The sequence below is a fragment of the Pacificoceanicola niger genome (assembly GCF_048553275.1).
Classification (GTDB): domain Bacteria; phylum Pseudomonadota; class Alphaproteobacteria; order Rhodobacterales; family Rhodobacteraceae; genus Pacificoceanicola.
The window spans coordinates 18,822-44,921 of sequence record NZ_JBLZMW010000010.1; the positions used below are offsets into that span (position 1 = coordinate 18,822).

The 26,100-nt window shown below is 62.2% G+C and carries 24 protein-coding genes; 9 read left to right on the plus strand and 15 right to left on the minus strand.

Annotation, left to right across the window (positions count from 1 at the left end; genetic code table 11):
• Window positions 1–22: 22 nt before the first annotated feature.
• The 11 genes from ACN2XU_RS13505 to ACN2XU_RS13555 form a co-directional block, all read right to left on the minus strand.
• Window positions 23–1,813, minus strand: a complete 1,791-nt coding sequence (locus ACN2XU_RS13505; RefSeq protein ID WP_419410978.1) for an ABC transporter ATP-binding protein — start codon at window positions 1,811–1,813, stop codon at window positions 23–25.
• Window positions 1,810–2,769: an acetamidase/formamidase family protein gene (locus ACN2XU_RS13510; protein WP_419410979.1), complete on the minus strand. Its 960-nt coding sequence runs from the start codon at window positions 2,767–2,769 to the stop codon at window positions 1,810–1,812. Before ACN2XU_RS13510 ends, ACN2XU_RS13505 begins: the two co-directional genes overlap by 4 nt.
• A 4-nt stretch (window positions 2,770–2,773) precedes the next feature.
• Window positions 2,774–4,393, minus strand: coding sequence for an ABC transporter substrate-binding protein (locus ACN2XU_RS13515; protein ID WP_419410980.1), 1,620 nt, complete (start codon window positions 4,391–4,393; stop codon window positions 2,774–2,776).
• 72 nt (window positions 4,394–4,465) lie between these two features.
• Complete coding sequence (locus ACN2XU_RS13520; RefSeq protein WP_419410981.1) at window positions 4,466–5,386, minus strand: ABC transporter permease; 921 nt, start codon at window positions 5,384–5,386, stop codon at window positions 4,466–4,468.
• Window positions 5,386–6,264: an ABC transporter permease gene (locus tag ACN2XU_RS13525; protein ID WP_419410982.1), complete on the minus strand. Its 879-nt coding sequence runs from the start codon at window positions 6,262–6,264 to the stop codon at window positions 5,386–5,388. Before ACN2XU_RS13525 ends, ACN2XU_RS13520 begins: the two co-directional genes overlap by 1 nt.
• Window positions 6,257–6,859, minus strand: coding sequence for an ANTAR domain-containing response regulator (locus ACN2XU_RS13530; protein WP_419410983.1), 603 nt, complete (start codon window positions 6,857–6,859; stop codon window positions 6,257–6,259). The genes ACN2XU_RS13525 and ACN2XU_RS13530 overlap by 8 nt, the downstream gene beginning before the upstream one ends.
• On the minus strand, window positions 6,856–7,956 hold the full coding sequence (locus tag ACN2XU_RS13535) for a transporter substrate-binding protein (RefSeq protein WP_419410984.1): 1,101 nt from the start codon (window positions 7,954–7,956) through the stop codon (window positions 6,856–6,858). Before ACN2XU_RS13535 ends, ACN2XU_RS13530 begins: the two co-directional genes overlap by 4 nt.
• Window positions 7,957–8,231: 275 nt before the next feature.
• On the minus strand, window positions 8,232–8,918 hold the full coding sequence (locus ACN2XU_RS13540) for a glutathione S-transferase family protein (RefSeq protein ID WP_419410985.1): 687 nt from the start codon (window positions 8,916–8,918) through the stop codon (window positions 8,232–8,234).
• A 60-nt stretch (window positions 8,919–8,978) separates the two neighbouring features.
• On the minus strand, window positions 8,979–10,082 hold the full coding sequence (locus ACN2XU_RS13545; RefSeq protein WP_419410986.1) for an NADH:flavin oxidoreductase/NADH oxidase: 1,104 nt from the start codon (window positions 10,080–10,082) through the stop codon (window positions 8,979–8,981).
• Window positions 10,079–11,017: a dihydrodipicolinate synthase family protein gene (locus ACN2XU_RS13550; RefSeq protein ID WP_419410987.1), complete on the minus strand. Its 939-nt coding sequence runs from the start codon at window positions 11,015–11,017 to the stop codon at window positions 10,079–10,081. The genes ACN2XU_RS13545 and ACN2XU_RS13550 overlap by 4 nt, the downstream gene beginning before the upstream one ends.
• Before the next feature lie 15 nt (window positions 11,018–11,032).
• The gene (locus tag ACN2XU_RS13555; RefSeq protein ID WP_419410988.1) at window positions 11,033–11,863 is read right to left on the minus strand and encodes a sugar phosphate isomerase/epimerase family protein; all 831 of its coding nucleotides are present in this window, start codon (window positions 11,861–11,863) and stop codon (window positions 11,033–11,035) included.
• A gap of 96 nt (window positions 11,864–11,959) precedes the next feature.
• Between ACN2XU_RS13555 and ACN2XU_RS13560 the strand changes: the two genes are divergently transcribed.
• From ACN2XU_RS13560 to ACN2XU_RS13600, 9 genes are all read left to right on the plus strand, one after another.
• Window positions 11,960–13,078, plus strand: a complete 1,119-nt coding sequence (locus ACN2XU_RS13560; protein WP_419410989.1) for an NAD(P)/FAD-dependent oxidoreductase — start codon at window positions 11,960–11,962, stop codon at window positions 13,076–13,078.
• A gap of 93 nt (window positions 13,079–13,171) precedes the next feature.
• Complete coding sequence (locus ACN2XU_RS13565; RefSeq protein ID WP_419410990.1) at window positions 13,172–14,611, plus strand: NAD-dependent succinate-semialdehyde dehydrogenase; 1,440 nt, start codon at window positions 13,172–13,174, stop codon at window positions 14,609–14,611.
• A 139-nt stretch (window positions 14,612–14,750) separates the two neighbouring features.
• Complete coding sequence (locus ACN2XU_RS13570; protein WP_419410991.1) at window positions 14,751–16,358, plus strand: ABC transporter substrate-binding protein; 1,608 nt, start codon at window positions 14,751–14,753, stop codon at window positions 16,356–16,358.
• Window positions 16,359–16,385: 27 nt separating this feature from the next.
• Complete coding sequence (locus ACN2XU_RS13575; protein ID WP_419410992.1) at window positions 16,386–17,363, plus strand: ABC transporter permease; 978 nt, start codon at window positions 16,386–16,388, stop codon at window positions 17,361–17,363.
• A complete protein-coding gene (locus tag ACN2XU_RS13580) occupies window positions 17,360–18,244 on the plus strand; it encodes an ABC transporter permease (RefSeq protein WP_419410993.1) in 885 nt (294 codons plus the stop codon). The genes ACN2XU_RS13575 and ACN2XU_RS13580 overlap by 4 nt, the downstream gene beginning before the upstream one ends.
• A gap of 8 nt (window positions 18,245–18,252) precedes the next feature.
• Window positions 18,253–19,230 carry an ABC transporter ATP-binding protein gene (locus ACN2XU_RS13585; RefSeq protein ID WP_419410994.1) on the plus strand — a complete coding sequence of 326 codons (978 nt, stop codon included), beginning with the start codon at window positions 18,253–18,255 and terminating at the stop codon, window positions 19,228–19,230.
• Window positions 19,227–20,237, plus strand: a complete 1,011-nt coding sequence (locus ACN2XU_RS13590; protein WP_419410995.1) for an ABC transporter ATP-binding protein — start codon at window positions 19,227–19,229, stop codon at window positions 20,235–20,237. The genes ACN2XU_RS13585 and ACN2XU_RS13590 overlap by 4 nt, the downstream gene beginning before the upstream one ends.
• A complete protein-coding gene (locus tag ACN2XU_RS13595; RefSeq protein ID WP_419410996.1) occupies window positions 20,213–21,361 on the plus strand; it encodes a M24 family metallopeptidase in 1,149 nt (382 codons plus the stop codon). Before ACN2XU_RS13590 ends, ACN2XU_RS13595 begins: the two co-directional genes overlap by 25 nt.
• Before the next feature lie 53 nt (window positions 21,362–21,414).
• Window positions 21,415–22,167: an SDR family NAD(P)-dependent oxidoreductase gene (locus tag ACN2XU_RS13600; protein WP_419410997.1), complete on the plus strand. Its 753-nt coding sequence runs from the start codon at window positions 21,415–21,417 to the stop codon at window positions 22,165–22,167.
• A 60-nt stretch (window positions 22,168–22,227) separates the two neighbouring features.
• On the opposite strand, the gene ACN2XU_RS13605 is transcribed toward ACN2XU_RS13600, so the two are convergent.
• Genes ACN2XU_RS13605 through ACN2XU_RS13620 form a run of 4 tightly spaced genes read right to left on the minus strand, consistent with a single transcriptional unit; the run spans window position 22,228 to window position 26,097 of the window.
• Complete coding sequence (locus ACN2XU_RS13605) at window positions 22,228–23,190, minus strand: ABC transporter ATP-binding protein (protein ID WP_419410998.1); 963 nt, start codon at window positions 23,188–23,190, stop codon at window positions 22,228–22,230.
• The gene (locus tag ACN2XU_RS13610) at window positions 23,190–24,173 is read right to left on the minus strand and encodes an ABC transporter ATP-binding protein (protein WP_419410999.1); all 984 of its coding nucleotides are present in this window, start codon (window positions 24,171–24,173) and stop codon (window positions 23,190–23,192) included. Before ACN2XU_RS13610 ends, ACN2XU_RS13605 begins: the two co-directional genes overlap by 1 nt.
• Window positions 24,173–25,117: an ABC transporter permease gene (locus ACN2XU_RS13615; protein ID WP_419411000.1), complete on the minus strand. Its 945-nt coding sequence runs from the start codon at window positions 25,115–25,117 to the stop codon at window positions 24,173–24,175. Before ACN2XU_RS13615 ends, ACN2XU_RS13610 begins: the two co-directional genes overlap by 1 nt.
• Entirely contained in the window at window positions 25,117–26,097 is a 981-nt protein-coding gene (locus ACN2XU_RS13620; protein ID WP_419411001.1) for an ABC transporter permease, read from the minus strand. Before ACN2XU_RS13620 ends, ACN2XU_RS13615 begins: the two co-directional genes overlap by 1 nt.
• Window positions 26,098–26,100: the final 3 nt, after the last annotated feature.

Genomic DNA, 26,100 nt, shown 5'->3' on the forward strand with positions numbered 1-26,100 from the left:
CATGCGCGCGGCCGGACCATGATCAGACGACCTCCGCCACCAGATGCCCCTGCCCCGCATCGCGCAGCGGGGTGCGCTCAGGCGGATCGCCAATCACGCGGATCGGCGAGGGCATATCGCCCACCGGGCGGGCGTGCGGGCGGCCCTTGCGCGCGGGATCCGGGATCGGAACCGCATCCAGCAGCCGCTGGGTGTAGGGATGCAGCGGATTGCCGAACACCTGATCACGCGTACCCATCTCCACGATCTGGCCCAGATACATCACCGCCAGGCGATCGACCACGTTCTCGACAACCGCCATGTCATGGCTGATAAACAGGTAGGACACATCGGTTTCGCGCTGCAATTCTTCCAGCAACTCAAGCACCTGCGCCTGAACGGAGACATCGAGCGCTGAAACGCTTTCATCGCAGATGATCAGCTTCGGCCGGAGCGCAAGCGCACGCGCCACGCAGATCCGCTGTCGCTGACCGCCGGAAAACTCATGCGGATAACGCGTCATCTGCTCAGGTGTCAGACCAACCCGGAGAAACAACTCCGCCGCGCGGGCGCGCCGCTCTTGGGCGCTGCCAATACCATGGATCAGCAAGGGTTCGGCCACGGCGTCCCCGACGGGCATGCGCGGATCAAGCGCGGCCATCGGGTCCTGAAACACCATCTGAACATCCCGGCACATATCGCGCCGTCCCTGTGCCGTCAGGCTGGACAGCGCCTTTCCGGCCACCTCGATGTGGCCCTGATGCGGAACCAGACCGGCCAGCGCCTTGGCAATCGTCGATTTTCCACAGCCGCTTTCCCCGACAAGGCCGAATGTCTCTCCCGGACGGATGTCAAACGTCACGCCCTCGACAGCATGGACACGGTGCGTGGGCCGGCCAAAGAAGTTCGCGCCAATATCGAAATGCACCTGCGTATCGACCAGCCGGGCCACCGGGACCGGGACCGCCGGCGGCAAGGGCTTGGCCCGCGCGGCGCCAGTGCCAAGCCGCGGCACTGCCTTCAGCAACGCACGGGTATAGGGCGCGCCCGGTGCCGCGAAAATATCCTCGACCGTACCGCTTTCGACCATGCGTCCCGCCTTCATCACAACCACGCGGTCGGCGCATTCGGCCACAACGCCCATGTCATGGGTAATCAGAATGATCGCGGTGCCGGTTGTTTCCTGCAACTCGCGCAACAGCTCCAGCACCTCGCGCTGCACCGTGACATCAAGCGCTGTGGTCGGCTCATCCGCGATCAGCAGCGCCGGGTTCATGGCCAGCGCCATGGCAATCATCACGCGCTGTCGCATCCCACCGGAAAGCTCGTGCGGGTATTGTGTCATCCGGCGCGCGGGCTCGGAGATGCGGACCTTGCGCAGTGCCTCGATGGCCGCCGCATTGGCGGCCCCCTGAGACAGCGCCTCATGTGCGCGGATTGCTTCGGTCATCTGGCTGCCGATGGTGTGCACCGGGTTGAGCGAAGTCATCGGCTCCTGGAAGATCATCGCGACTCGTGCGCCGCGCACCGACCGCATCTGCGGCTCCGGCAGGGATGGCAGATCTGTGCCGTCCAGCAGCGCCTGACCGGAGGAAACGGTCACATTGTTGGGCAAGAGACCCATGAGCGCCAGAGAGGTGATCGACTTGCCCGATCCGCTTTCGCCCGCAATGGCCAGGGTTTCACCGGCACGCAGATCAAAGCTGAGACCCGCCACCAGCGGACGCACGACGCCGCGATCCCGGACCGACACGGTCAGATCGCGCACCGAAAGCAACGGCTGTTTGACCGCCCCGGCATCGGGGGCGGTCAAAGTTTGTGCGGCGGCACTCATTCGAGCACCATCCGGGGGAAGTAGAAGGACACCACCCAGTTCGGCATGTCGACGATTTCCGAAATCCGCAAATCGCCGCATGTCGATACCAGCATATAGGCATCCACCGCCGACATGCCGTAACGCGCCGTCAGCAGGTCCACCATTCCGGCGACAGCGTCCTTTGCTCCGCTCATCAGGTCGGGACCGATGCCGGTGGTCACCTCATACCCCTTTGCATCCAGATGTCGCGTCACCGGGCCCGGCGTGGTGAAGCGCGGCATCCTGAGATCGGCCCCTTTCACCAGATCAAGCGTCAGCGTAACATCCATCGGGCTCTCGATGGCGGTGCCACACACCTCGCCGTCACCCTGTGCCGCATGGGTATCCCCTACGGAGAACAAAGCCCCCGCGACCTCGACCGGCAGGTAGATTTCCGTTCCGGTCGAGAGATCGCGGATGTCAAGGTTGCCGCCTGTCCGCCGGGGCGGCACGATCGAATGCAACCCCGGTTCCGCCAGCGCGACGCCAATAGTGCCAGTGAAGGGCTTCAGCGGAACACGGCCATGATCGCCCCACAGTGCCGGCTCCATGGTCGTCGCGTCATATTTCCAGATGGTCAGCGCCGGATCGGTGAATTGATCCGCCAGCAGGCCAAAACCCGGAATATTCGCGGTCCAGCCCCAGGCAGAGCCTTCGCGTTCGCGCGGGGCAAAGCCTTCGATGGTGACTTTCAGCGCATCGCCGGGTTCTGCCCCGTCGATGTAGACCGGACCGGAAACCGGATTGATCTTGCCGAAGTCCAGCGCCACCACATCGGCAACGGTGCTCGACGGGCCAAGCTGGCCCGCCGAAGAATCCATGCAATTGAACAGGATGGTCGATCCGGGCGCGACCGTCTCGACCGGGGCAATGGAATTGTCCCAGCCGAAATGATGCTGCGCGCCATGGATCGTATAGTCACACGCTTTGCACATGGGCTTACTCGGTCACAAAGACATAGTCATAGTTCACCGGGATCGACACCGGATCGACATACAGCGCATCCGCACCGCCCATGCGCGGCGATTTCATGGTGTAGCGCTGTTCGTTGAACACCGGCACCCACGGCGCCTGCTCCATCACCTTCATGTAGACGTCGGACCACATCTCCATGCGCTCGGGGGCGGACGGATCGGTCATGCTGTCGGCGGCGGTTGCCATGGCGTCGATCTCTTCGTTGCAGAACTTGGACCAGTTCCAGCCGCCATCCCCTGCACCGGCACAGCCAAGGATCGGGCCATAGAAGTTGGAGGGATCCGGGAAATCCGCAATCCACGCCATGCCGCCGGACCAGATCATCGGGGCTTCACCGGCCCCGCCGGCTTCGATCACGTTGGCCTGCGCCAGCGAGCGGATTTCCACGTCGACGCCGATGGCTTTCAGATCCTGCTGGATCGCCTGGGCGATGCGCGGGTTCGGGTCCGTGTTCATCACGAACAGTTCGGTCGAGAAACCATCTGCCAGACCCGCTTCGGCCAGCTTGGCCTTGGCAGCCTCGATGTCGAAGGCATAGCCGTCGTAACCCTCGGTATACCCCGGCATGGTCGGCGGCAGCGGCTGGGTCGCTGGGACGGCGCGGCCATTGATGATCTGCGTGATGCGCTCCTTGTTGATCGCCATATTGATGGCTTCCCGCACAGGCAGCTTGTCCAGCGGCGGAGTGCCGACATTCAGCGTGATATAGCCGGTGTGCAACTGACCGCCTTCGACAACGCGGGCCGCCTGCTGGGGATCCCCCATGACTTCCTGGAACTTGGCGGGTGGAATGCCGTCACCGGGCACATCCACTTCCCCTTGCTGCAGCCGCAGCAACGCAACGATGGGCTCCTGACCGACTTCGAAGGTCACGCCGTCGAGATAGGGCACGCCCGCGCGCCAGTAATCTGCGTTTTTCTCGAACACCAGACGCTGACCAATGGTCCATTCGCCCAGTTTGAAAGCGCCCGTTCCGACAGGATGCTTGCCGAAATCGGTGCCATATTCGTCCACCGCTTCCTTCGGCACGATCGACGCAAAATTCAGCGCCATGACATGCAGGAAGGTGGCGTCGGGGCGCGACAGGGTGATCTTGACCGTCTTGGGGTCGAGCACCTCGACACCGGACAGCGTGTCCGCCTCGCCCGAGGTGATCGCGTCAAAACCCGCGATGGAGGCAAAGAAGCCCGCGCCCGGAGATTGCGTTTCCGGCGTGGTCACGCGGTCGAGCGAGTATTTCACGTCCTCCGCGGTCATCTCACGGCCGTTGTGGAAGGTCACCCCATCGCGCAGCGTGAAGGTAAAGACAGTGCCGTCTTCGCTGATCTCATAGCTTTCGGCCAGACCGGGGCGCAGCTCGGTCGTGCCGGGGACGTAATCCATCAGCCCGTCGAACAGCGATTTGATCATCGACCAGTTCTGCCAGTCATACCCGATTGCGGGATCGAGCGTGGCCACGTCGTCCTTGTAGGTGATGGTGATCATGCCGCCCGGCTTGGCATTCGGATCGGGCGTGTACTCCTGGGCCTGGCCCGGCAGGGCCGAAGCAATCAGGATCGCGGTGGATGCAAGCAGTCTCTTCATAGTACTCTCCTTGTCGGTTTGGTTTTTGTTGTGATCCCGCGAACGCGCCGCGAGACCGGTTGGCATGAAGGATCAGCGCAGCTTGATGCGCGGATCTATCAGGGGGGTCACGAGGTCGGCCAGCAGGTTGCCGATCACGATGGCCGCGGCGGACACCATGGTGACGCCCATGATGATGGGGATGTCGACGCGCTGGATCGCCTGCCAGGCCAGTTGCCCGATCCCGGGCCAGCCAAAGACGCTCTCGACCACGACGATGCCGCCCATGAAGATGCCGATATCAATGCCGATCATTGCGATGATGGGCAGGATGGCATTGGGCAGCGCATGGCGGATCAGGATGCGCGCGCGGGTCAACCCCTTGGCGCGGGCGGTGCGGATATAGTCTTGGCGCAGCACCTCGACCATCGAGGAGCGCATCATGCGGCTGTACCACCCCGAACCCATGATCCCGAGCGTGACAGCGGGCAAAACGAGATGCGCCGCCGTGCCATAACCGCCGATCGGAAACCAGCCGAGCTGCACCGCAAAGACATAAAGCAGCAGCAGCCCAACCACGAATTGCGGGGCAGAGACGGCGACAAAGCTCGTCACCATCAGCGCCTGATCCAGCGGACGACCGCGAAACACCGCCGCGATAACGCCAAGCGTCAGCCCGATCAAAAGCTCGCAGGCAATACCCCCCGCCATCAACAGCAGCGACGCAGGCAGACGCGACGCAATGAGCGTGGAAACTTCGGTCTTTTGCAGATAGCTGCGCCCCATGTCGCCCTGCACCAAGCCGGTCAGATAGCGCCAGTACTGCACCATCATCGGCTGATCGAGGCCAAGCTGCTGGCGGATGTTCTCCACCGTCTGCGCCGTCGCGGACCGTCCGGCGATCTGGCGCACGGGGTCTGCGGGCAACACGAACAACAAAACAAAGGTGATAAAGCTAACCCCCAGAAGGATCAGCGCGGATTGGATGAGGCGGCGCGCCAGGTAACCGGGCATCAGTCATTCCCCCGCTGCGTCGGGTCGAGCACGTCGCGCAGCGCGTCGCCCACAAGGTTGAAGGCCAGCGCCAGCAAAAGGATCGCGGCGCCCGGAATGAACACCAGCCACGGCGCGGCCTGAAAATAGGTCTGGTTCTCGAAGATGATATTGCCCCAGGACGGCGTCGGCGGCTGCACTCCGACCCCCAGGAACGACAATGTCGCCTCAAGCAGCACGGTAACGGAAATCCCCAAAGTGCCCCAGACAATCAGCGTCGGGATCAGGTGCGGCAGAATATGCCGGAACAGGATGCGACTGCGGGACGCGCCGAGCGTCTTTTCCGCAGCGATGAATTCGCGCTCCGCAAGCGACGTGGTTTCGGTATAGACGACGCGCGCAGTCTGCACCCAGTTCACCAGCGCAATCACCATGGCCACAATCCACAGCGATGGCTGAAAGATCGCCGCGAGACAGATCGCCAGAAGCAGCGCCGGAAAGGCCATCATCAAATCGGTAAACCGCATCAGCACCGCCCCGACCCAGCCGCGCACGAACCCGGCCAGGACCCCCACCAGCGTGCCGATGATGAGTGCAACACCATTGGCCACCACCCCGATGATCAGCGATGTCTGCGCGCCATAGAGCATTCGGGTGAACAGGTCGCGCCCGAGCAGATCCGTGCCCATCAGGAAATCGCCCCCCGGAGGCATCGGCTCTCCGAACAGGGTCAGCCCCTCGAAAAGCTGCTCGTCCGGCGCATAGGGCGCAATCCACGGCGCAAGCACCGCGCCGCCGACAACAAAAACGATGATCGCCAGCCCGAACAACGCGAGTTTACGGCGCAGCAACCGGCGCAGCGCGCCTGCGGGAGCGGCGGGCGAAGAGATGTCAGACATGCTCACAGCCTCCTTCTGATGATGTGTTGGCAGAGCCGACAATCCGGGCGGCGGCCTCTTCAAAGCTCACACGCCAGGCCATCGCCATGCCGCGCAATTGTTCATAAGCCTCGTCTTCCGACTTTCCCCGCGCCGCCAGCAGGGCAACGGCCTGAACCACCGTCTGCCTCTGGCCAAGCCTGCGGCGCAGGCTGTCGATCTCGCCGGTCAGACCCATGCGGGCGTCAAACGTCGCCCGCGCGATGAGCAGCGCGGAATAGACGCCATTGTCCCCCACCGGTTTCAGGATCTGGGCATCCACCCCGAAATTCATCAGCCATTCGATGCGCCCGGGTGCTTCAGAGCCAATCAGCGCGATGGTCGGCATCGGGGCCTCGCCCGGCTGCCAGGGGAATTGATCGTCGTAGGCTGTATCCACGTCGATAAAGAGGTAATCCACCGCCCGCGCCGAGGCAGGCAGATCCGGCCAGTGGCAGTCGACCTCAAGTCCGACCGCCTGCAGCTGACGAACGAGCGCCGTGACGTTGGCATGCGGACGATGCAGGATCGCCGCACGCGCGCCGCCAAGGTTCGGGATGCTCAGGCGCCGCCTCATATGACCCCCCGAAGCCTGGGGCCTGCCGGTTGTCGGCTTCTCGACAGATAGGGATCGCCCTCGACCGGCGTGTCGGTCCAGAGCGGACGGAACGCGCCGCCCTGTACCTGCGCGATCGCCACAGGCAGCGTGACGTGGTGCGTGCGGGCGCTGATCCCGACCTGTTCTGCGCGCGGCTGCGCCAGAAGATCTGGCAGCGACAGCGTCTCTGCCCCCGGATTATCAGCAAGCAACCGCGCCAGCATCATCACCGAAGCATGTGCGGCTGCCTCAAAGGACGAGCCAAAATCCGCGCGCCCCTCGTTTCCGGGCAACGTCGGGGTCATCCCCTTGAACCATGGCCCCGCCGCGATAACCCCTTCAGCCGATGCGCCAAGAGTGGGCAGTTCGCATTCCGTCAGGTTGCAGGACAGAACCGGGCAGTGCCCCGCGCCAAAGAACGGATCGGTTTTCCGCAGGGCCGCGATGGCGTCAAGAAAGGCGTATTGTGACGGCCCGATCAACTGGTTCAGCACGAAATCCGGCTTCAGCTCGGCAATCTCTTCGACGATCCGCGTGATATCCGTCGAGCCAATCGGAAGATAGCGTTCCCCCAGCACCGTGCCCTCGCCGCGCAGGGTGATTTCGCGGGCAAGGCGGTTCATCTCCCAGCCCCAGATATAGTTGGAGCCGGTCAGATAGCTGCTGCGCCCGAAATGGGCGAAAGAGTAATCCAGAAGCGGCAGCAGATGCTGGTTCGGACAGGCATGGGCATAGACCACCCGATCCGACGCCTCGAAGCCCTCGTAGGGGGTCGGATACCACAGCACGCCGCCCGTGCGCTCAAGGCTGGGAATGACCTCCTTGCGGCTCCACGATGTCGTGCAGCCAATCACATGCCGCGCGCCGCTGGACCTCAGGATATCTTCGCACAGGGGCGCGTAGGCGTCGATATTGCCGCCGGGATCGCGCGCGACCGGCATGAATGCGACATCCAGCGCAGCGTCTGCATTGACCTGCTCTACCGCCTTCATCACCCCGCTTTGGCTGGCCTGACCAAGCAGCTGGTAGGGGCCGGAGGTAGAGAACAGAATTCCGAGGTCGATAGTACGTTTCACGCCAGGCTCCAAAAGAAAAAGCGCCCCGCGAGTCCCGTCGTCCGGTGGACGAAACAGGGTCGCGAGGCGCTTTTGCCAACTATGTTAATGCCGAAATTGCGCGGGTCGGCCCGGCTTGTCAACGACCTCTCGCCCGCATCCCATCACGATGGCGCGTCAGCCAAGGGGTGTGCCTAATTATTGGGCGAGAGCGGGGCTGCCCGAGTCCCGGGTCTCGCCCAGGGTAGGATCAAAAGCCGATCCAATGCGCGGCGGCCTGTCTTCTTCTTGTTTCGCTAAGTCGGATCAGGCGCAAAGATCTGCGGATACAGCGACCGCATGGCCACTTCATCGAACTCTTCCTTGAAGGCGTGATGATCCTTCAACGCCTGCGCTCGCTGCGCGGCGGGACGAGCATCAATCGCCTTCATCAGGCGGTCAAGGTTCGGAAACTTTTCCATGATGGCATCATCACCCAGCATATAGGTCAGCCGAGATCCCCAGCCCCAAACCGCCATGTCCACGACGCTGTACTCCTCGCCCATCATCCATGGACCCTGGCTCAGGCGATCTTCGATAATCTGCCAATGGCGGCGCGCTTCAAAATCATATCGCTTGACCGCGTAGGGGGGTTTGTCCGGAGCGAAGTTGCGAAAATGCACGGCTTGTCCCGAAAACGGTCCAAGCCCGGAGGCAATGAACATCATCCACGACAAAAGTGCGCCGCGCTGCTCCGGCGGCGGCATGAACTGGCCAGTCTTTTCACCCAGATAGAGAAGGATGGCGTTGCTGTCGAACACCACCGTTTCGCCATCGGTCAGCACCGGCAACTTGGCATTGGGGTTGAGCGCCCTGAACGTCTCGGAGTGCTGTTCAGCCTTGCGGGTGTCGATGGGCACGGGCTCATACGTCAGACCCGCCTCTTCGAGAAACAGCGCCACCTTCATCGGGTTGGGCGCCATGTTATAGAAAAACCGGATCATCATCCGCTCCTGTCATATAGGAAAAGGTGACGCCCGCGTGGGACGCCGCCGGGACTGCCGTCAGGACGCCAGCTTGAGGTAGAAGGCATAGAGCTTTGGCAGGATGGACGCCGGCTCCGGGTGCCCCAACGCCTGTGCGGCATGGAAGGGCCAGACCGGATCGCGCAGCATCCCACGCGCCAGAGCCACAAGATCGGCCTTGCCCTCGGCGACAATGGCATTCGCCATTTCAGCCTCGGTGATCATGCCGACGGCGGCGGTGGCAAGGCCCGTCTCCGCCTTGATGCGCGCGGCATAGGGCACCTGAAAGCCCGGAACCGGCTTTTGCTGCGCAAGACGCATGCCTGCCGGAATGCCGCCCCCGGAGGCGTCGATCATGTCGACACCCTCCGCCTTCAAGGCATGGGACAAGGCGACCGTATCGTCCAGCGTCAGGCTGCCGCCTTCGCCGTCCACGCAAGAGGCGCGGTAGAGAAGCGGCGCGTTCTGCGGCAACACCGCGCGCACGGCGCGGGCCACTTCGACAGGCAGGCGCATCCGGTTCTCGACCAGCCCGCCGTAGGCATCGGCGCGTTTGTTGGAGAACGGTGACATGAACTCATGCAGCAGATAGCCGTGAGCGCCATGGATTTCGACACCGTCAAAGCCCGCATCCATGGCCCGCTCCGCCGCGCGGGCAAAGTCGCTGACGATGGCGGCGATCTCCTCGACCTCCAAGGCTTGCGGTATGTGCCAACCCTCACGGGCGGCGATCTCGGACGGGGCGACAGTTTGCCAGGGCGGCTCGCTGCTGCCAGGTTCGAGCGGGCCGCCGCCATCCCAAGGCCGCATGGTGGACGCTTTCGCGCCAGCGTGGTTGAGCTGTACGAAGACAGGAATGCCCTGTGCGCGATACAGATCCGTGATCTCGCGCCACGCGGCCACCTGTTCGTCATTGTACAAACCACAGCAGCCGGGGCTGATCCGCCCTTCTGCACTGATGCCTGTCGCCTCTACCACGACGGACCCCACACCGGAGGTCGCGTACCGTCCGTGATGTGCGCGATGCCAGTCGTTCGGAACGCCATCAACGGCCTGATACTGGCACATGGGCGCCAGCATGATCCGATTTGGGAACGTCACGCCCCGCAGTGTGAACGGAGTAAAAAGAGGGATGTCGCTCATGCCGCCTTGCTTTCCAGTTCGTCCATCAGACGGTCCAGCTCATCCATGATACCCTTGAGCCGCTCCGCCTTGGCCAGATCCTCTTCGCCCAACGAAGCGAAGGTGGTCAATGGCGGACGAACATCGCCCACGGGATAACCCGCCTTGGCCGCCAGCGCCTTGGAATAGCATTGATGCCCATAGGTCGGATGTCCCTCGGCGATCACATGTTCGATCACCGTGATGTGACGCTGGATGCGCTTGGCGTCTTCGATCCGGCCTGCTTCGAGCAGGTCCCAAATGCGGGTCGAGGCGCGCGGGATGTAATTGCCGAAGGGGTTCACATATCCGACCGCCCCCAGAAGGAAACTCTCGACGATCCGTTCACCGGCAAAAACGTTCATCACGCCCTCGGTTTCTTCGATGATGTCATAGACCCGGGCGACGTCCATTGACGCTTCCTTGATATAGCGCACTGTATCGAACGCCCGCGTCAATCGTCCGACCAGCTTGGCGGACATGTCAACATTCGACGTGACAGGGTTGTTATACAGCATGATCGGCAGATCGCAGGTTGCGGTGATCGTATCGTAGTAGCCCATGATCTCATCTTCGGTGGGCGTGTAATAATAGGGCGGGATGATCATGAGCCCCTGCGCGCCGGCCTCCTGCGCCTCGCGCGCATAGCGGGCGGCCGTGGGCGAATGCGCATTGGCAGCCCCGACCAGCACGTCAATCCGGCCGTTCACATGCGCGACGGTGTCTTCGATATAGCGCCGCCGCTCATCATCGGTCACCGTCAGGAATTCGCCCGAGGTGCCAAGGATAATGATCCCCGGAACGCCCTGTGCGATTTGCCAATCGATGAAGCGGCGATTCGCGGCGAGGTCGATATCGCCGCCATCTTCGGTGAAGGGCGTCACATTGACGGAATAGCTTCCGCGAAACTCTTTCATGGTCATCTCCGGGATTTAAAGTGCGGCCCAGCCGTGGTCGGCCAGGATTGCATGGGATTTGCGAATGTCGCCCTCGGGATCGGCGGCAGGATCGTTGGCGTCGGCGATGATTTCGAGCACGGTCATCTTGTCGTAGCCGATGTCCTGCAACGCCTGCATCGCTTCACCCGGATCCACGATTCCCGTCCCCAGTGCCTCATGCTTGAAGACATCCGCCGGACTGTCGGAGATGTGCACGTTCTCGATCAGATCGCCAAGCATACGGATCGCGGCGCCGACGTCCTCTTTGATGTAAGCGCTGTTGCAGATGTCGAGATTCACGCCGATGTCGCCGATCCTGTCGCACAGCTCCTTCATGTCCTGCGCGGTGGGGCGATGGGTGAAGGGCACGTTTTCCAGCAAGATACGGATGCCTGCCGATTTCGCGTGTTCGACCACCTTTTGCGCACTTTCGACGAACCAGTCGTCCAGCCACGGTTTCGGCGGGTCGATCAGCCCGCCATAGGCGCCGGGAATCATTACCACGTAAGGACACGACAGCTCTGCGGACAGATCAATCGCCTCGCGATAGCGGTCGATCGTATACTCCCGCATCAAACGGTCCGGCGCGTTCGGATTATTGTCGATCAGCGGATAGCAGAACGAGGTGATCGCCGCGCCTTCGCCATCCAGCCAGGCTTTGTATTCCTTTATATCCGCATCCGTGAGCTCCGACGGCCAGCAATGCGGTGGAAAGATCATCAGTTCGAACTTGCTGTATCCCAAGCCTTTCAGCTGGCGCAGGGAGTCGAGTCCGGTTCTTGAGTACAGGTAGGGAAAAGTGCTGGCTGCGACTTCGAGTGCCATAAGGGAACCTCCGTATCGGCGCATTCTTCTGTTCATTATGCGTACAAAAGTTAGTATATCGAACATTAGTCATGGTTCAACGGGGATTTTTCAAACATGCGCTACGATCTCGCAATCATCGGCGGCGGCCTTGCCGGGGCGGCCACCGCCTACTACGCCGCAAAGGCCGGCGCGCGCGTGATCCTGCTGGAGAAACGTGATGTGAACCTGGGCGCATCAGGGTCGAATGCCGGGTCTATCCATGCCCAGATCCCATTTGATCCATTTCGGAATCTGGGCCCGGAATGGGCCCGAAAATACTCCGAGGTTCTGCCGCTCTTCATGGCCTCCATTGACATTTGGTCGAATCTGGAACGCACGCTCGGCGGCCCGCTTGGCTTTGTCTCGAAAGGTGGCCTCATGGTCGCAGGCTCCGCCGAAGAAATGGAGATGCTGCGCGTTAAATCTGCAATCGAACGGGCACAGGGGCTGCCAATCGATATGTGGACTGCGGCGGACCTGCAGGAGCGGGCGCCCTTCCTGACGCCTGGGTTTCCCGGCGGCGCTTTTTGCCCGATCGAGGGCAAGGCAGACCCCTTCAAGGTGGCGCCCCTCTTTGCCCGCCGCGCCTCCGAGCTGGGAGCTATCATTCGAAGAAACTGCCCTGTAGAAACGATTTCCATGCATTCCGGGGGGTTCACGATCTTCGCAGGCCGGGACACCGTTCAGGCGCGGCGTGTTGTCAATGCAGCGGGTGCGGATGCCGCATCAATCGCGCAAATGGTGGGCGTACATGTCCCGATTGAGGGTCACGCCATCCAGGTCAGCGTGACCGAAAAGCGCCCTTCACTCCTGCCGTGGCTCTTGTACTTCACTTCGGAAAAACTGACCTTGAAACAGGCTGCCGAAGGTGGGTTCCTGATCGGTGGCGGCTGGCCCGCTCGACTGCGCGGGGGGCCGGTCGTCGACCATCGATCCGTGCTGCGCAATCTCGCTTTGGCACAGCGCCTGGTGCCCGGTCTCGGAGATGTTCAAATCGTGCGCAGCTGGGCCGCGGTGGTCAACGGCACCGCCGACTGGCGCCCGGTTCTTGGCGAATCGTCCCTGGTCCCGGGGTTCTTTCTCAATCTCTTTCCATGGATGGGTTTTACTGCCGGTCCGGTGGTGTCGAAGACTATCGCAGCCTTGGCTTTGGGAGAGACGCCCGAGGTGGATCTGGCACCATTCTCCCTATGACAGGCGCGCGCTCTGCGAACATCTGTTGCCAAATCCGCCAACTGTACGCTATACGAACTTTTGTACGATAATGGCAGACAAAGGGAGAAAGCCATGACGGATTTGCTTCGGGAGGCCAACCTGATTGGCGGCGACTGGGTCGGGGCGGATGACGGTGGCACGATCGACGTGACCAATCCGGCCGATGGCGCTCTCATCGGGACGATTCCCAAAAGCGGCGCGGCCGAGACCCGCCGTGCAATCGACGCGGCTTATGCGGCATTTCCCGCCTATGCCGCGAAGACAGTGACCGAACGCGCGGCTCTTCTGCGGGCTCTGGCCGCTGAAATCACGGACAATGCTGATGAACTCGCCCGCATTTTGACACTTGAACAGGGCAAGCCGCTTGCCGAGGCGCGCGGCGAAGTGCTCTCTTCTGCGGCTTATATCCAGTGGTTTGCAGAAGAAGCGCGCCGCACCCGGGGCGAGGTGATCCCGTCCCCATGGCCGAACCGCCGTTTGATGACGACAAAACACCCGGTTGGCGTGGTCGCTGCCATCACGCCCTGGAATTTCCCGTCTTCCATGCTGGCCCGCAAAATCGGCCCTGCGTTGGCTGCGGGATGCCCGGTGGTGGTGAAACCGGCCACGGCCACCCCTTATAGCGGCCTCGCCTGGGGTGTTCTGGCCGAGCGCGCCGGATTCCCCAAGGGCGTCGTCAATGTGCTGACCGGCTCTGCACGGGCCATTGCCGGCGAAATCATGGACAACCCGAAAGTTCGCAAGGTGACGTTCACCGGCTCGACCGAGATCGGCAAGGAGCTGCTGCGCGGCGCCGCCGGCACAGTCAAGAAAGTCAGCATGGAACTGGGCGGCAATGCGCCGTTCATCGTGTTTGACGACGCCGACATCGACCGTGCCATCGACGGCGCGATGATCGCAAAGTTCCGCAATGCGGGACAGACATGCATCTGCTCCAACAGGGTCTATGTGCAGGCGGGCATTTATCCCGCTTTCGTCGAGCGGCTGGCCGAACGGGCCAAGGCCCTCAAGGTTGCGCCCGGTCTTGAAGAGGGCGCGGAACAAGGCCCGCTTGTTGATGCCCCGGCTTTGGAGAAGATCAGCGAGCTGGTGCAGGACGCCATCGACAAGGGCGGAAAAATCCTTGCGGGCGGCGCGCCGCACGCGCGCGGCGGATTGTTCTACGCGCCGACCGTCATCGCCGACGCGACGCCGGACATGCGTGTGACACAGGAAGAGATCTTTGGCCCGGTGGCGCCGGTTTATCGGTTCGAAACCGAGGAAGAAGTGATCCGCATGGCCAATGATACGGTCTACGGACTGGCGGCCTATGCCTATACCGCTGACCTTGGGCGCGCGTTCCGCCTGCAGGATGGGCTTGAATACGGGCTGATCGGGATCAACGAAGTTCTGATTGTCACGCCGGAGATACCGTTTGGCGGTCTCAAGGAGTCGGGTATGGGCAAGGAAGGCGGCTGGCAGGGTCTCGATGATTACCTTGAGACCCGCTACACATGCCTCGGCGGATTGTGAACGAAAGTTCGTCCAGTGAAATTTTCTGGACCGAATCGCCAATGTGTATTAAAAAAGTTTTACAAGAGTGAACGGATTTAACCGTTCCGCGTAAAAGGCGCCGCGCCCGTGGCGTCTTCACCCGACAAGGAGAAGATCCATGAACCAATGGATGTCCGGCGCGCTCTGCGCCGCAATGATCACGGCTGCCCCGGTGTGGGCGCAGGAGGTGCTGACAATCGGCGTGCGCTCCGAAGCCAGCTCGCTCGACCCGCATTGGACCCAGCTTTCGGCCGATGTTCAGGTACACGAGCATATTTTTGAGAAACTCGTGGCCCTGGACAGCGCCTCGCAGCCGATCCCCGGACTTGCCGTGTCCTGGCAAGCGCTGGATGACACCACGTGGGAGTTCAAGCTGCGCGATGGTGTCAAATGGCACGATGGCGAGGACTTTACTGCCGATGACGTCATCTTTACGTTTGACCGACTGAAGGGCGGCATTTCCGGCGCGCCCGCCTCCCCGGCATTTCAGCTCGACAAGGGCTCGAAACAGTGGACGAAGGTGGATGACCTGACGGTTCATATCACCACCGATGGCCCCTACCCGACCGTGGCCGAAGACCTCGCCATGCTGCCCATCGTGGCAGAACATGCCGCGACCGGCGCGACAGAATCCGTCGACTTCAACTCCGGCAAGGCGACTGTTGGCACCGGACCCTTCAAATACGACAGCTTCAATCCCGGCGACAGCGTCACAGTCGTCAAGAATGACACCTGGTGGGGTGGTGACGTGGAATGGGACCAGGTGGTTTTCAAACCCGTAACCCAGGATGCTTCGCGTCTGGCAGCCCTGCTCAATGGCGATGTCGATCTCATCGACTATCCACCCACTGTGGATCTGCCGCAACTTCAGGAAAACCCGGACTTCAACGTCTCGACAATCCCGTCGGACCGGCTGATCTATCTGATGCCGGGCTACAAACATGTGGAGCGCTTTGTCACCGACAATGACGGCAACGTCATGGTGCCCAACCCGCTGCGCGACTGGCGTGTGCGCAAGGCATTGAGCCTGGCCGTCAACCGCGAGGCCATCAAGGAGCGCATCATGGGCGGCGCGTCCCTGCCCGCCAAGAACATCGTGCCGCCGGGCTTCTTTGGCTATGTCGATGGGCTTGAGGCGGACCCCTACGATCCCGCCGCCGCGCAGGCGCTGCTCGAAGAGGCTGGCTACGGGAATGGATTCCGCATCACGCTGCACGGCCCGAACGATCGTTATATCAATGATGCCCGCATCCTCGAAGCGGTTGCACAGATGTGGTCCCGCGTGGGTGTCATCACCGAAGTCGATGCCATGCCGCGCAACATCTTCTTCTCGCGCCTCATTCGCGGCGACGCGCTGTCGATGCCCGGTTTTGATGTTCCCGAGTTTTCCATGTCGCTGACCGGCTGGGGCACTGTTGCGGGCGAGGCGACCTATACGGTGTCCGGCACGCTGGAAACTTACAATGCGGCCACCGGCGGCGGAAACGGCAACTTCGGCCGCTATTCGAACCCCGAGGTCGACGCACGCTCCGTTCTGGCCAAGCGCACCATCGACAACGATACGCGCCGCACGATCCTGCAGGAGGCGATCACCATTGGCATGGAGGACTACGCGTATATCCCCCTGCATTTCCAGGTGAACAGCTGGGCTATGCGGGCCGGTCTTGAGCATGAGCCGCGCACGAACGAGCGTACCCTCGCGACCGAAATCCATCGCGTCGATTGACCCTGAACCCGGACGAGGCGAGCCGATATGGCCGAATACATCACCCGCCGTCTACTGCAGGCGCTGCTCGTGCTGATCGTGATGACGTTGCTTGTCTTCTTTGGCGTCAACGTGATCGGCAACCCGGTCTATATCTTCGCCTCGTCCGAATGTGATCAGGCCTGCCTGTCCGCGATCATCGCCGATCTCGGCCTCGATCAGCCGATCTGGCGGCAATATCTGACCTTTGTCGGCAACCTGATGCAGGGGGACATGGGCAAAAGCTTCACCCACGGGGTGCCAGCCCTGCATCTGATCTTCGAACGCCTGCCCGCCACGCTGGAACTCGCGTTTGCCGCTCTTGTCATGGCGCTGGTCCTTGGTTTGCCAATGGGCGTCTATGCCGGGCTGCGTCCCGAAGGCTGGGGTGCCAGGCTCATCATGGGCTTTTCCATGGTCGCGTTTTCCTTGCCGGTGTTCTGGATCGGGATCATCATGATCCTGACCTTCTCCGTGCAGCTGGGTTGGATGCCCTCAGTCGGACGCGGTGACACCGTCGATCTGGGGTTTGTCGAGACCAGCGTGCTCACCCTCGACGGGCTGCACCACCTGTTCATGCCGGCCTTCACCCTGTCCCTGATCATGATGGCCATGGTCATTCGTCTGGCCCGTGCCGGCATGCGCGAGGTCATGTTCACCGACTACATCAAATTCGCCCGCGCCAATGGCGTGCCGGAGCGCCGGGTGCTCGGCGTCCACGCGCTCAAGAACATCCTGATCCCGATTGTGACGGTTCTCGGGATGGAGTTCGGCGGTGTCATCGCTTTTGCCGTGGTGGTTGAGTCGATCTTCTCATGGCCGGGCGTCGGCAAGATGCTGATCGACGCGATTGCGGTGCTCGATCGCCCACTGATCGTGGCCTATCTCATCTGCGTGGTCTTCATGTTCGTAACTTTGAACCTCCTGGTTGATATCCTTTATTCATTGCTCGATCCGCGCATTCGTCTCGGCGGAGGCAAACCATGAGCGCAGGTGCCCCCATCGCCGGATCGGCGCGCGATCTGAGCCGCCGTTTCCTCTCCGATCCCGGAGCCGTTCTTGCTCTTGTGATCTTCGTTGCCTTCTGTGTGGCAGGCTTTGGCGCGCCATGGATCGCACCGCAAAACCCCTACGATCTGCGACAGGTCGATATCCTCGACAGCCTGATGCCCCCCGGCTCCCAAAGTTTCACCGGCATGACCTACTGGCTGGGAACCGACGGACAGGGGCGCGACATGCTGTCCGCAATGCTCTACGGCATTCGCATATCTTTGGTGGTCGGGCTGGTCTCCGGGCTGCTTGCACTGGCCTTTGGCACAGGTGTCGGGTTGATCGCCGCGTATCGGCGCGGCTGGGTGGATACGCTGCTGATGCGTATCGTCGACCTGCAACTCAGTTTTCCGACAATCCTCGTGGCGCTTATCCTGCTGGTGATCCTCGGGCGCGGCGTGGACAAGATCATCTTTGCTCTTGTCGTGGTGCAATGGGCCTATTTCGCCCGCACCGTGCGCGGTGTCGCCCTCGTCGAAGGAGCGAGGGATTACGTGGAGGCCGCACGCGGCCTGCGCCTTGGCGGGATTCGTATCCTGCTCGGGCATATCCTGCCCAATTGCCTGCCGACAATGCTTGTGGTTGCGACGATGCAAATGGCCATGGCGATTTCCCTTGAGGCAACGCTGTCCTTTCTTGGCCTCGGCCTGCCCCCAACCCGCCCATCACTCGGCCTGCTGATCGCCAATGGATTTGATTACCTGCAATCCGGCCGCTACTGGATCAGCGTTCTGCCGGGGCTCGTTCTTCTGGCGATCATCATCAGCGTCAATCTGCTGGGTGACCGCCTCCGCGACGTGCTGAACCCAAGACTATGAGGCCCATCATGACCCCTGTTCTGGAGCTTCAAGGCCTTCAAACCAGCTTTGTCACGCCAAAATCGACGATCCATGCCCTAAGCGATTTGTCGCTCCGGGTCGGGCGCGGCGAAATTCTTGGTCTGGTCGGGGAAAGCGGCTCTGGCAAATCTCTGACCGGTTTTTCGATCAACCGCCTGATCAGTCCCCCCGGGCGTGTGACTCACGGGGAAGTCCGGCTGCATGGTCAGAACATCCTGACCCTCCCGGAAAAAGAGATGCGCCGTCTGAGAGGCCGAAAAATCGCCATGATCTTTCAGGATCCGATGATGACCCTGAACCCGGTGCTCCGCATTGGAAATCAGATCCGCGACGCTCTGCTGGCCCATGAAACCCTCAATGCGCCCGAAGTCCGCGCGCGCGCCATCGCCGCGTTGGATGAGGTCGGCATCCCCGCGCCCGAAGAGCGCCTTACGGCCTATCCACATCAGCTGTCGGGCGGGATGCGGCAGCGGGTCGCCATCGCCATCGCGCTTCTGCACGAGCCGGATCTGATTATCGCGGACGAGCCGACAACGGCATTGGACGTCACCATTCAAGGCCAAATTCTCGCGCTCGTGCAGAGGCTCTGCCGCGAGCGCGGCACGGCCCTCGTCTGGATCAGCCACGATCTTGCCGTGGTCGCCGGCCTCGCGGACCGGATTGCCGTCATGTACGCGGGCCGGATTGTGGAAGAGGGTCCCGTTGATGACATTCTCGACACGCCAGCCCATCCTTACACCCGTGGGCTGATTGCCTCTGTTCCGGTTCCGGGCCGGCGCGGTGGGCGGTTGCAGCAGATCCCGGGACGGATGCCGGCCTTGACCGATCTTCCGCCCGGTTGCGCCTTTGCCCCGCGCTGCGCTGTAGCGACCCCGGCCTGCGCCGAAATGCCCGCGCTCGGCGCGCTCCGACCCAACCGCGCCGTCCGCTGCCATCACCCGTTGATCGAAGGGGCCGCACCATGAAAAAACCGTTGCTGTCCGTGCGTGATCTTGGCCGTCGGTTCGGCTCGGAGGGAGATGCGGTCACGCGCGTCCTGCGGCGCATCGGCCTTGCGTCACCTGCCGCAATCGTACGCGCCGTCGAAGACGTCAGTTTCGATCTGTACCCCGGCGAGATCCTTGGCGTGGTCGGGGAATCCGGCTGTGGCAAGTCCACGCTCGGACGCATGGTCGCGGGCCTGCTCGATCCAACCTCCGGAACGATCACACGGCCCCGGACACCCGGCAAGGCGCTGCCCACGCAAATGATCTTTCAGGATCCGTTTTCCTCCCTGAACCCGCGCAAACGGGTCAAAAGCCTGATCGGAGAAGCGCCCCGCATTCACCGCATTGCCGGTCCCGGCGAAATCGAACGCTATGTCGCGGACATGATGGAGCGCTGCGGCATCGATCCAAGCTATGCAGACCGTTTCCCACACGCCTTTTCCGGCGGTCAGCGTCAGCGCGTCGGCATTGCGCGGGCGCTCGCCGTCAAACCCGAAATCCTCGTCTGCGACGAAGCGGTCTCGGCTCTGGACGTTTCGATCCAAGCGCAGATCGTCAATCTTTTCATGGACCTGCGGGACGAATTTGACCTCACATACCTGTTCATCAGCCACGACCTTGGCATCGTCGAACATATCTCCGACCGCGTCATGGTCATGTACCTTGGCCGCGTTGTCGAAATCGGGCCGGTGGATGCGATCTTCGATGCGCCCGCACACCCCTACACCCGTGCGCTGATCGACGGTGTTCCGCGACTTGATCGCCGCCGCAAGGTCTATGCCCCGATCAAGGGTGACATTCCCTCGCCCCTCGATCCGCCTTCGGGCTGCGCCTTTCATCCGCGCTGCCCCCTGGCAACCGAGCTGTGCCGCACCACCCGACCCGCGGCCAGAGACGTCGACACCGGCCATCAGGCCGCATGCCATCACATGGATGCAACGACCAAAGAAGGAGAGCCCAAGTGGCCAGCTACTCTGACCGGATGACCCGGTTCCGCAACAGCATCGACGGCGCCGCCGATTTGATCTTTTTTCCCATCGGGACCGACCTGGATTACCTGACCGGCATCCACCGCGATATTCCAAATTACGGGCGCAATCTGCATCCCGGCCATTGGATCGAAGGTATGTGGATCGCCCCCGGACGCGACCCGATCCTGACCCTGCCGCGCATGACTGCCGAATTTGGCAGCGCGGGCGGTGTCAAAGGTGTCGACCTGCGCGTTCTGGGCGATTGGGACGACCCCGTCGAGATGGCGCGCGGCATCCTCACGGATCTGGGCATCGGCGCTGGCGCAACCGTTGCCGTCTCCGAAGACGGCGAAGCCGAAACCCTAATGCAGCTTCAGGCGCTGGTGCCCGGCGTGACATTCGCCAACGGCACGGCATTGTTGCGGCCAATCAGGGTGATCAAGGATCAGGACGAGATCGACCTGCTGCGCCGTGCGGGTGAGATCACCGAAAAGGCTTTTGCCGCTACGGTCAAAAACCTGAAAATGGGCATGACCGAGCTCGAGATCAGCGCAGAGATCGACTACCAGATGAAGGCGCATGGCTCGCTCGGGCCGTCCTTCACCACCTCCCTTTACAACTCCGGTCCGGATCATCCGCTGATCTTCGGAGACAAGCTGAAGACCTGGCCGCGCAAGTTGGACCGGCCAGTCTCGGTCAATTTCGACTTTGGCGCGATCCTTGATGGCATGTGCTACGACTTTGGCCGCACCGTGGCCTTCGGCGCCCCGACCGACGAACAGCGGCTGGTGCACAGGTTGGTCATGGAAAGTCAGGCCGCGGGGATTGCTGCGCTCAAAGCCGGCGCGGTGACCTGCGAGCAAGTCGACAAGGCGGCGCGCGACGTCATCGAAGATGCTGGCTTCGGCAAGGATTTCCGTCACCGTCTTGGTCACGGTATCGGCTGGGACGTACACGAACCGCCTTTCCTGACCAAGGGTGACACCACCGAGGTGCGCGAAGGCATGATCTTTACTATCGAGCCGTCGATCTTCCGGGACATGGATTTCAGCGCCCGTGTCGAGGATTGCATCGTGGCGCGTCCGGCAGGCGGCGAGCCGCTCACTTCCGGCTTTCAGGATCTGATCGTCATCGAATGATCGACAGCGCGCCGCTGCCCTTGTGGCGAGGGCGCGCGTATAAAGGAGGCGACATGATCGACCTGACCGGAAAGACGGCGCTTGTGACCGGCGGTGCGCGCGGATTGGGGCGCGCCATCGCGCAGACCCTGTCCAAGGCCGGAGCCGCTGTCTGCGTGCTTGACCTGCCAGAGACACTTGACGGCAGCGATATTCCTGCAGACTGGAATACAATCGCGCTCGACTTGACGGCGCCGGATTCCGAGGACGTTTTCCGCAGCGGCTTGGCGCGGCTCGGGCGGCTCGACATTCTGGTTGCCAACGCCGGGCGGGTTCCGCCCTGGCGCAGGATCGACGCACTTGATCTGGATGAATGGGATGCTGTTTGTACGCTGAATATACGCGGCGTGGCGCTCAGCCTGAAGTGCGCTGCACCGTGGCTGGCGCAGACGCGGGGCGCCGCAGTTCTGATGGCCTCAATCAATGGCTATACCGCCCATCCCGATCAGGCGCTTTACACGGCAAGCAAACATGCGGTTCTGGGGCTCGCGCGCGCGGCGGCGCTGGACATGGGGCGCGACGGTGTGCGGGTCAATGCGCTGGCCCCCGGTCCGATCCTGACCGATGCTCTGCTTGACCGGATCGAAGCGCGCGCCGGCCAGGGCGGCATGCCGGTGGATCAGGCCATCGAAACGCTGCAATCGCAGACCGCGCTTGGTCGACTTGCGACCGAAGAGGACGTCGCCAATGCGGCTTGCTTTCTCGTCTCACCTCTTGCGGCGGCAATCACCGGAATCTGCCTCCCCGTTGAGGCCGGTCTGGGCTGAGCGCGCCACCCGGCACCGGCCAAAGGGGCCGATGCCTTTCCGGTCCTGACGACATCCCCGCTATTCAGCGAGATGACAGGCCACCCGCGCTCCGCCGATCCGGCGCAGCTCGGGCCGCGTCGTTTTGCACACGTCCTGCGCAATCGGGCAGCGCGGATGAAAGGCGCAACCGGGTGGCGGGTTGATCGGATCCGGAATCTCGCCTTCAGGCGGGGCAACTTCACGGCCGAACCCATCCATCTGCGGTGCCGCTTCCAGCAACATCTGAGTGTAGGGATGCTTGGGCGTCTGGAACAGGTCCTCCGGCGCCGCTTCCTCGACCAACCGGCCAAGATAGAGCACACCAATACGGTCGGCCATATGGCGCACAACGGTCAGATCGTGGCTGATAAAGACATAGGTGAGGCCGAACTCGTCCTTCAGATCGCTCATCAGATTCAGCACCTGCGCCTGCACCGAGACATCAAGCGCCGAAGTCGGCTCGTCACAGACGATCAAACGCGGGTCAGAGGCCAACGCCCGGGCAATACAGATCCGCTGCCGCTGACCGCCGGAGAACTCATGCGGAAACTTGCCCGCATCCTTGACCGACAATCCCACCTGCTCCAGCAGTTTTTCGGCCAATCCTTCGGTTTCGCCGCCGCGCGCCGCAACGGGTTCCACGATGATATCCCTGACCCGCCAGCGCGGGTTCAAGGAGGCGAAAGGGTCCTGAAAAATCATCTGGATATCGGCGCGGATTGCATCGACCTTGGCCGCATCCCGTTCGTTCGCCAGATCGACACCGTCAATTTCGACCGTACCGGCCGTGGGGCGCAGCAGTCCGACCAACATCTTTCCGATCGTGGATTTGCCCGATCCGGACTCGCCGACCAACGCATAGGTCGAGCGTTCCTCGACCTCGAAAGAGACTTCCGACACGGCGGTCAGATATGCCTTTTCCCTCCGTTCGATCACTCTGTTCAACCACGGCTTGGATACGTCGAAGACGCGGCTGAGGTTCTCGATCTTGACCAGCGTCATCAACGGGCCTCCTGAACGGTTTCCAGACCAAGCGGATGCCAGCAGGCGGCCTTGCCGTCTTCCACGCGCGGCGACGGCGGCTGACGGCACAGATCGGTCGCGCGCGGGCAGCGCGGGTTGAAGGCACAGCCATCGGGAACGGAATCCAGCCGCGGCATGGCGCCGGGGATCTGGTGCAGGCGATCCTTGCCCGCCGATGCAAGCGGCGTCGACGCCATCAGGCCGTGCGTATAGGGATGCTGCGGCCGGGTCAGAACGTCCCGAACCGGCCCCAACTCGGCCAGACGTCCGGCATACATCACCGCTACACGATCCGTCGCCTCGGCGATCACGCCCATATCGTGGGTGATCAGCATCACCGCCGTGCCGCGTTCGCGGCAGAGCCGCTTGAGCAGAGCAATGATCTGCGCCTGGACGGACACGTCCAGCGCCGTGGTCGGCTCATCGGCAATGATCAGCGATGGCTCCGCACACAGGGCGAGCGCGATCACGACGCGTTGCCGCATGCCTCCCGAAAACTCGTGCGGATAGCTGTTCACACGCTGCGCCGCACCGGGAATGCCCACCTCTTCGAGCGCACGCACCGCGCGGGCTTCGGCCTCGGTCTGGCTGATCTTCAGGTGCGTCAGCATCGTCTCGACCAGCTGATCACCGATCCGCAGCAACGGATTGAGCGACGTAAGCGGATCCTGGAACACCATCCCGATCTGCTTGCCACGCAGACGGCGCATCGCTTCGCCCCGCAGCTGATCTATGCGCTGGCCATTGAGCCAGATCTCGCCCGAGGAGACATGAGCCGGAGGATTGAGCAACCCGATCACCGCGTTGCCCGCCATGGATTTGCCCGCTCCGGATTCGCCAACAACACCAAGGATCTCACCCTGGGCAATGTCATAGCTCACCGTGTCCACCGGACGCAGGAGGCCGTGCCGGGTGGGAATTTCCACCGTAAGATCACGGATCGACAGAACGGTTTTGCTCATCAGCGCAGCCTCGGGTTCAATGCGTCGCGCAGCCAGTCACCAAGCAGGTTGACCGACAGGGCCAGGGCCAGAAGCGTGCAGGCCGGGAAAAACAGGATCCACCACTCGCCGGAGAAGAGAAAACCCTGCCCGATGCGGATCAATGTGCCCAGCGATGGCTGCGTCGGCGGCGCGCCCACGCCAAGAAAGGAGAGCGTTGCCTCGGCGATGATCGCCAGTGCCAGCGAAATGGTGGCAATCACCAGAACTGGAGAGAGCACGTTGGGCAGGATATGCCTCAGCATGATCGCCCCCGGCCTGCGCCCGATCAGCCGGGCGGCGGCGACATATTCCTTGTTCTTTTCCACCAACGTCGCCCCGCGCACCACACGGGCAAACTGCACCCAATCCGACAGGCCGATGGCCAGGATCAACACCCAGATCGCCATCTGATCGCGGTATTCGACCGGCGTCACCCCCTTGGCAACGCCGAAGATCAGCATCGCGACAAGGATCGACGGGAACGTCAGCTGAACGTCAGCGATCCGCATGATCACGGTTTCGACCCAGCCGCCGACATAGCCGGAAACAAGCCCCAGCGTGATGCCGAGCACCATGGCAAACCCAACCGCGGCAACGCCCACGAAAAGCGAGATACGCATGCCATAGAGAATGGTCGAAAACACATCCCGCCCCTGGTCATCCGTCCCCATCAGGAAGGTATCGCCGGTAAAGGCGTTGGGCGATGAGGGCGGCGTGAAACCGTTCATCAGGTTGAGCGACGCGGGATCGAACGGATTGGTCGGGGCGATCCACGGGGCGAAGAGGGCCGACAGGACAAGAATGAGAACCACCACGGCCGACGCGACCGCCACGGGCGAGCGCCGGAACGTATAGACCACGTCGCTCTCAAGGGCGATGCGCAGGCGAGATTTCGGCGGCGGTGCGGTTGGTGTGTCGGTCATCAGTGGCCTCGCGAACGATCGGCGCGCAGGCGCGGATCAATGAAGAAGTAGAGTATGTCCACAAGAAGATTGATCCCCACGAACATCACGGAAATCAGCATGAGGTAGGCCGCCATGACCGGAATATCGACGAACTGGATCGCATTGATGAAGAGCAGCCCGACGCCCGGCCACTGGAACACCGTCTCGGTGATGATGGCAAAGGCGATGATCGCACCGAGCTGCAAGCCGATAACCGTGATCACCGGAACCATCGTATTCTTGAGCGCATGACGGAAGTTGACCGCGCGGCTGCGCAGCCCCCGGGCGCGGGCAAACCGGATGTAATCCTGCCGAAGCACTTCGAGCATTTCGGACCGGACCAGCCGCATGATCAATGTCATCTGGTAAAGCCCCAGCGTGATGGAGGGCAGAATTAGCGCGCGCAGCCCGCTTTCTGTCAGAAAGCCGGTCTTCCAGCCGCCAATCTCCACCACCTCGCCGCGTCCGAAACTGGGCAGCCAGCCGAGCTCGACAGAGAAAACGTAAATCAGCAGGATACCGATCAGGAAGGTCGGCAGGGAGACCCCGATCAACGAGGCAGACATGATGGCATTCGCCAGCACGCCATTGCGGCGAATGGCCGTGAACACCCCCAACGCGATGCCAAAGACAATCGCCAGCACACTGGACACCAAGGCCAGCTCCAGCGTGGCCGGCGCGCGTTCGAGCAAGATGTCGGTCACCGGGCGGCCCTGGCGATAGCTGATGCCGAAGTTGCCCTGCACCGCCTCCTGCAGAAATTTGAAGTATTGAACGACAAAGGGCTGATCGAGGCCGAGTTGCTCGCGGAGACGTGCGATATCCTCGGCGGTCCGCTCCTGCCCGAGCATATTGTCGATCGGATCGCCGACGAAAGTGAACATCGAGAAGGCGACAAGCCCCACGATCAACAGCACGAGAATGGATTGCGCGACGCGCCGGATGATGAATGCTAGCATTGC

Bases quoted from the DNA above. Each gene is read 5' to 3' on its own strand.
- ACN2XU_RS13505 (WP_419410978.1), bottom strand. From the start codon at position 1,813: ATGAGTGCCGCCGCACAAACTTTGACCGCCCCCGATGCCGGGGCGGTC.
- ACN2XU_RS13510 (WP_419410979.1), bottom strand. From the start codon at position 2,769: ATGTGCAAAGCGTGTGACTATACGATCCATGGCGCGCAGCATCATTTC.
- ACN2XU_RS13515 (WP_419410980.1), bottom strand. From the start codon at position 4,393: ATGAAGAGACTGCTTGCATCCACCGCGATCCTGATTGCTTCGGCCCTG.
- ACN2XU_RS13520 (WP_419410981.1), bottom strand. From the start codon at position 5,386: ATGCCCGGTTACCTGGCGCGCCGCCTCATCCAATCCGCGCTGATCCTT.
- ACN2XU_RS13525 (WP_419410982.1), bottom strand. From the start codon at position 6,264: ATGTCTGACATCTCTTCGCCCGCCGCTCCCGCAGGCGCGCTGCGCCGG.
- ACN2XU_RS13530 (WP_419410983.1), bottom strand. From the start codon at position 6,859: ATGAGGCGGCGCCTGAGCATCCCGAACCTTGGCGGCGCGCGTGCGGCG.
- ACN2XU_RS13540 (WP_419410985.1), bottom strand. From the start codon at position 8,918: ATGATCCGGTTTTTCTATAACATGGCGCCCAACCCGATGAAGGTGGCG.
- ACN2XU_RS13545 (WP_419410986.1), bottom strand. From the start codon at position 10,082: ATGAGCGACATCCCTCTTTTTACTCCGTTCACACTGCGGGGCGTGACG.
- ACN2XU_RS13550 (WP_419410987.1), bottom strand. From the start codon at position 11,017: ATGAAAGAGTTTCGCGGAAGCTATTCCGTCAATGTGACGCCCTTCACC.
- ACN2XU_RS13555 (WP_419410988.1), bottom strand. From the start codon at position 11,863: ATGGCACTCGAAGTCGCAGCCAGCACTTTTCCCTACCTGTACTCAAGA.
- ACN2XU_RS13560 (WP_419410989.1), top strand. From the start codon at position 11,960: ATGCGCTACGATCTCGCAATCATCGGCGGCGGCCTTGCCGGGGCGGCC.
- ACN2XU_RS13565 (WP_419410990.1), top strand. From the start codon at position 13,172: ATGACGGATTTGCTTCGGGAGGCCAACCTGATTGGCGGCGACTGGGTC.
- ACN2XU_RS13570 (WP_419410991.1), top strand. From the start codon at position 14,751: ATGAACCAATGGATGTCCGGCGCGCTCTGCGCCGCAATGATCACGGCT.
- ACN2XU_RS13575 (WP_419410992.1), top strand. From the start codon at position 16,386: ATGGCCGAATACATCACCCGCCGTCTACTGCAGGCGCTGCTCGTGCTG.
- ACN2XU_RS13580 (WP_419410993.1), top strand. From the start codon at position 17,360: ATGAGCGCAGGTGCCCCCATCGCCGGATCGGCGCGCGATCTGAGCCGC.
- ACN2XU_RS13585 (WP_419410994.1), top strand. From the start codon at position 18,253: ATGACCCCTGTTCTGGAGCTTCAAGGCCTTCAAACCAGCTTTGTCACG.
- ACN2XU_RS13590 (WP_419410995.1), top strand. From the start codon at position 19,227: ATGAAAAAACCGTTGCTGTCCGTGCGTGATCTTGGCCGTCGGTTCGGC.
- ACN2XU_RS13600 (WP_419410997.1), top strand. From the start codon at position 21,415: ATGATCGACCTGACCGGAAAGACGGCGCTTGTGACCGGCGGTGCGCGC.
- ACN2XU_RS13605 (WP_419410998.1), bottom strand. From the start codon at position 23,190: ATGACGCTGGTCAAGATCGAGAACCTCAGCCGCGTCTTCGACGTATCC.
- ACN2XU_RS13610 (WP_419410999.1), bottom strand. From the start codon at position 24,173: ATGAGCAAAACCGTTCTGTCGATCCGTGATCTTACGGTGGAAATTCCC.
- ACN2XU_RS13615 (WP_419411000.1), bottom strand. From the start codon at position 25,117: ATGACCGACACACCAACCGCACCGCCGCCGAAATCTCGCCTGCGCATC.
- ACN2XU_RS13620 (WP_419411001.1), bottom strand. From the start codon at position 26,097: ATGCTAGCATTCATCATCCGGCGCGTCGCGCAATCCATTCTCGTGCTG.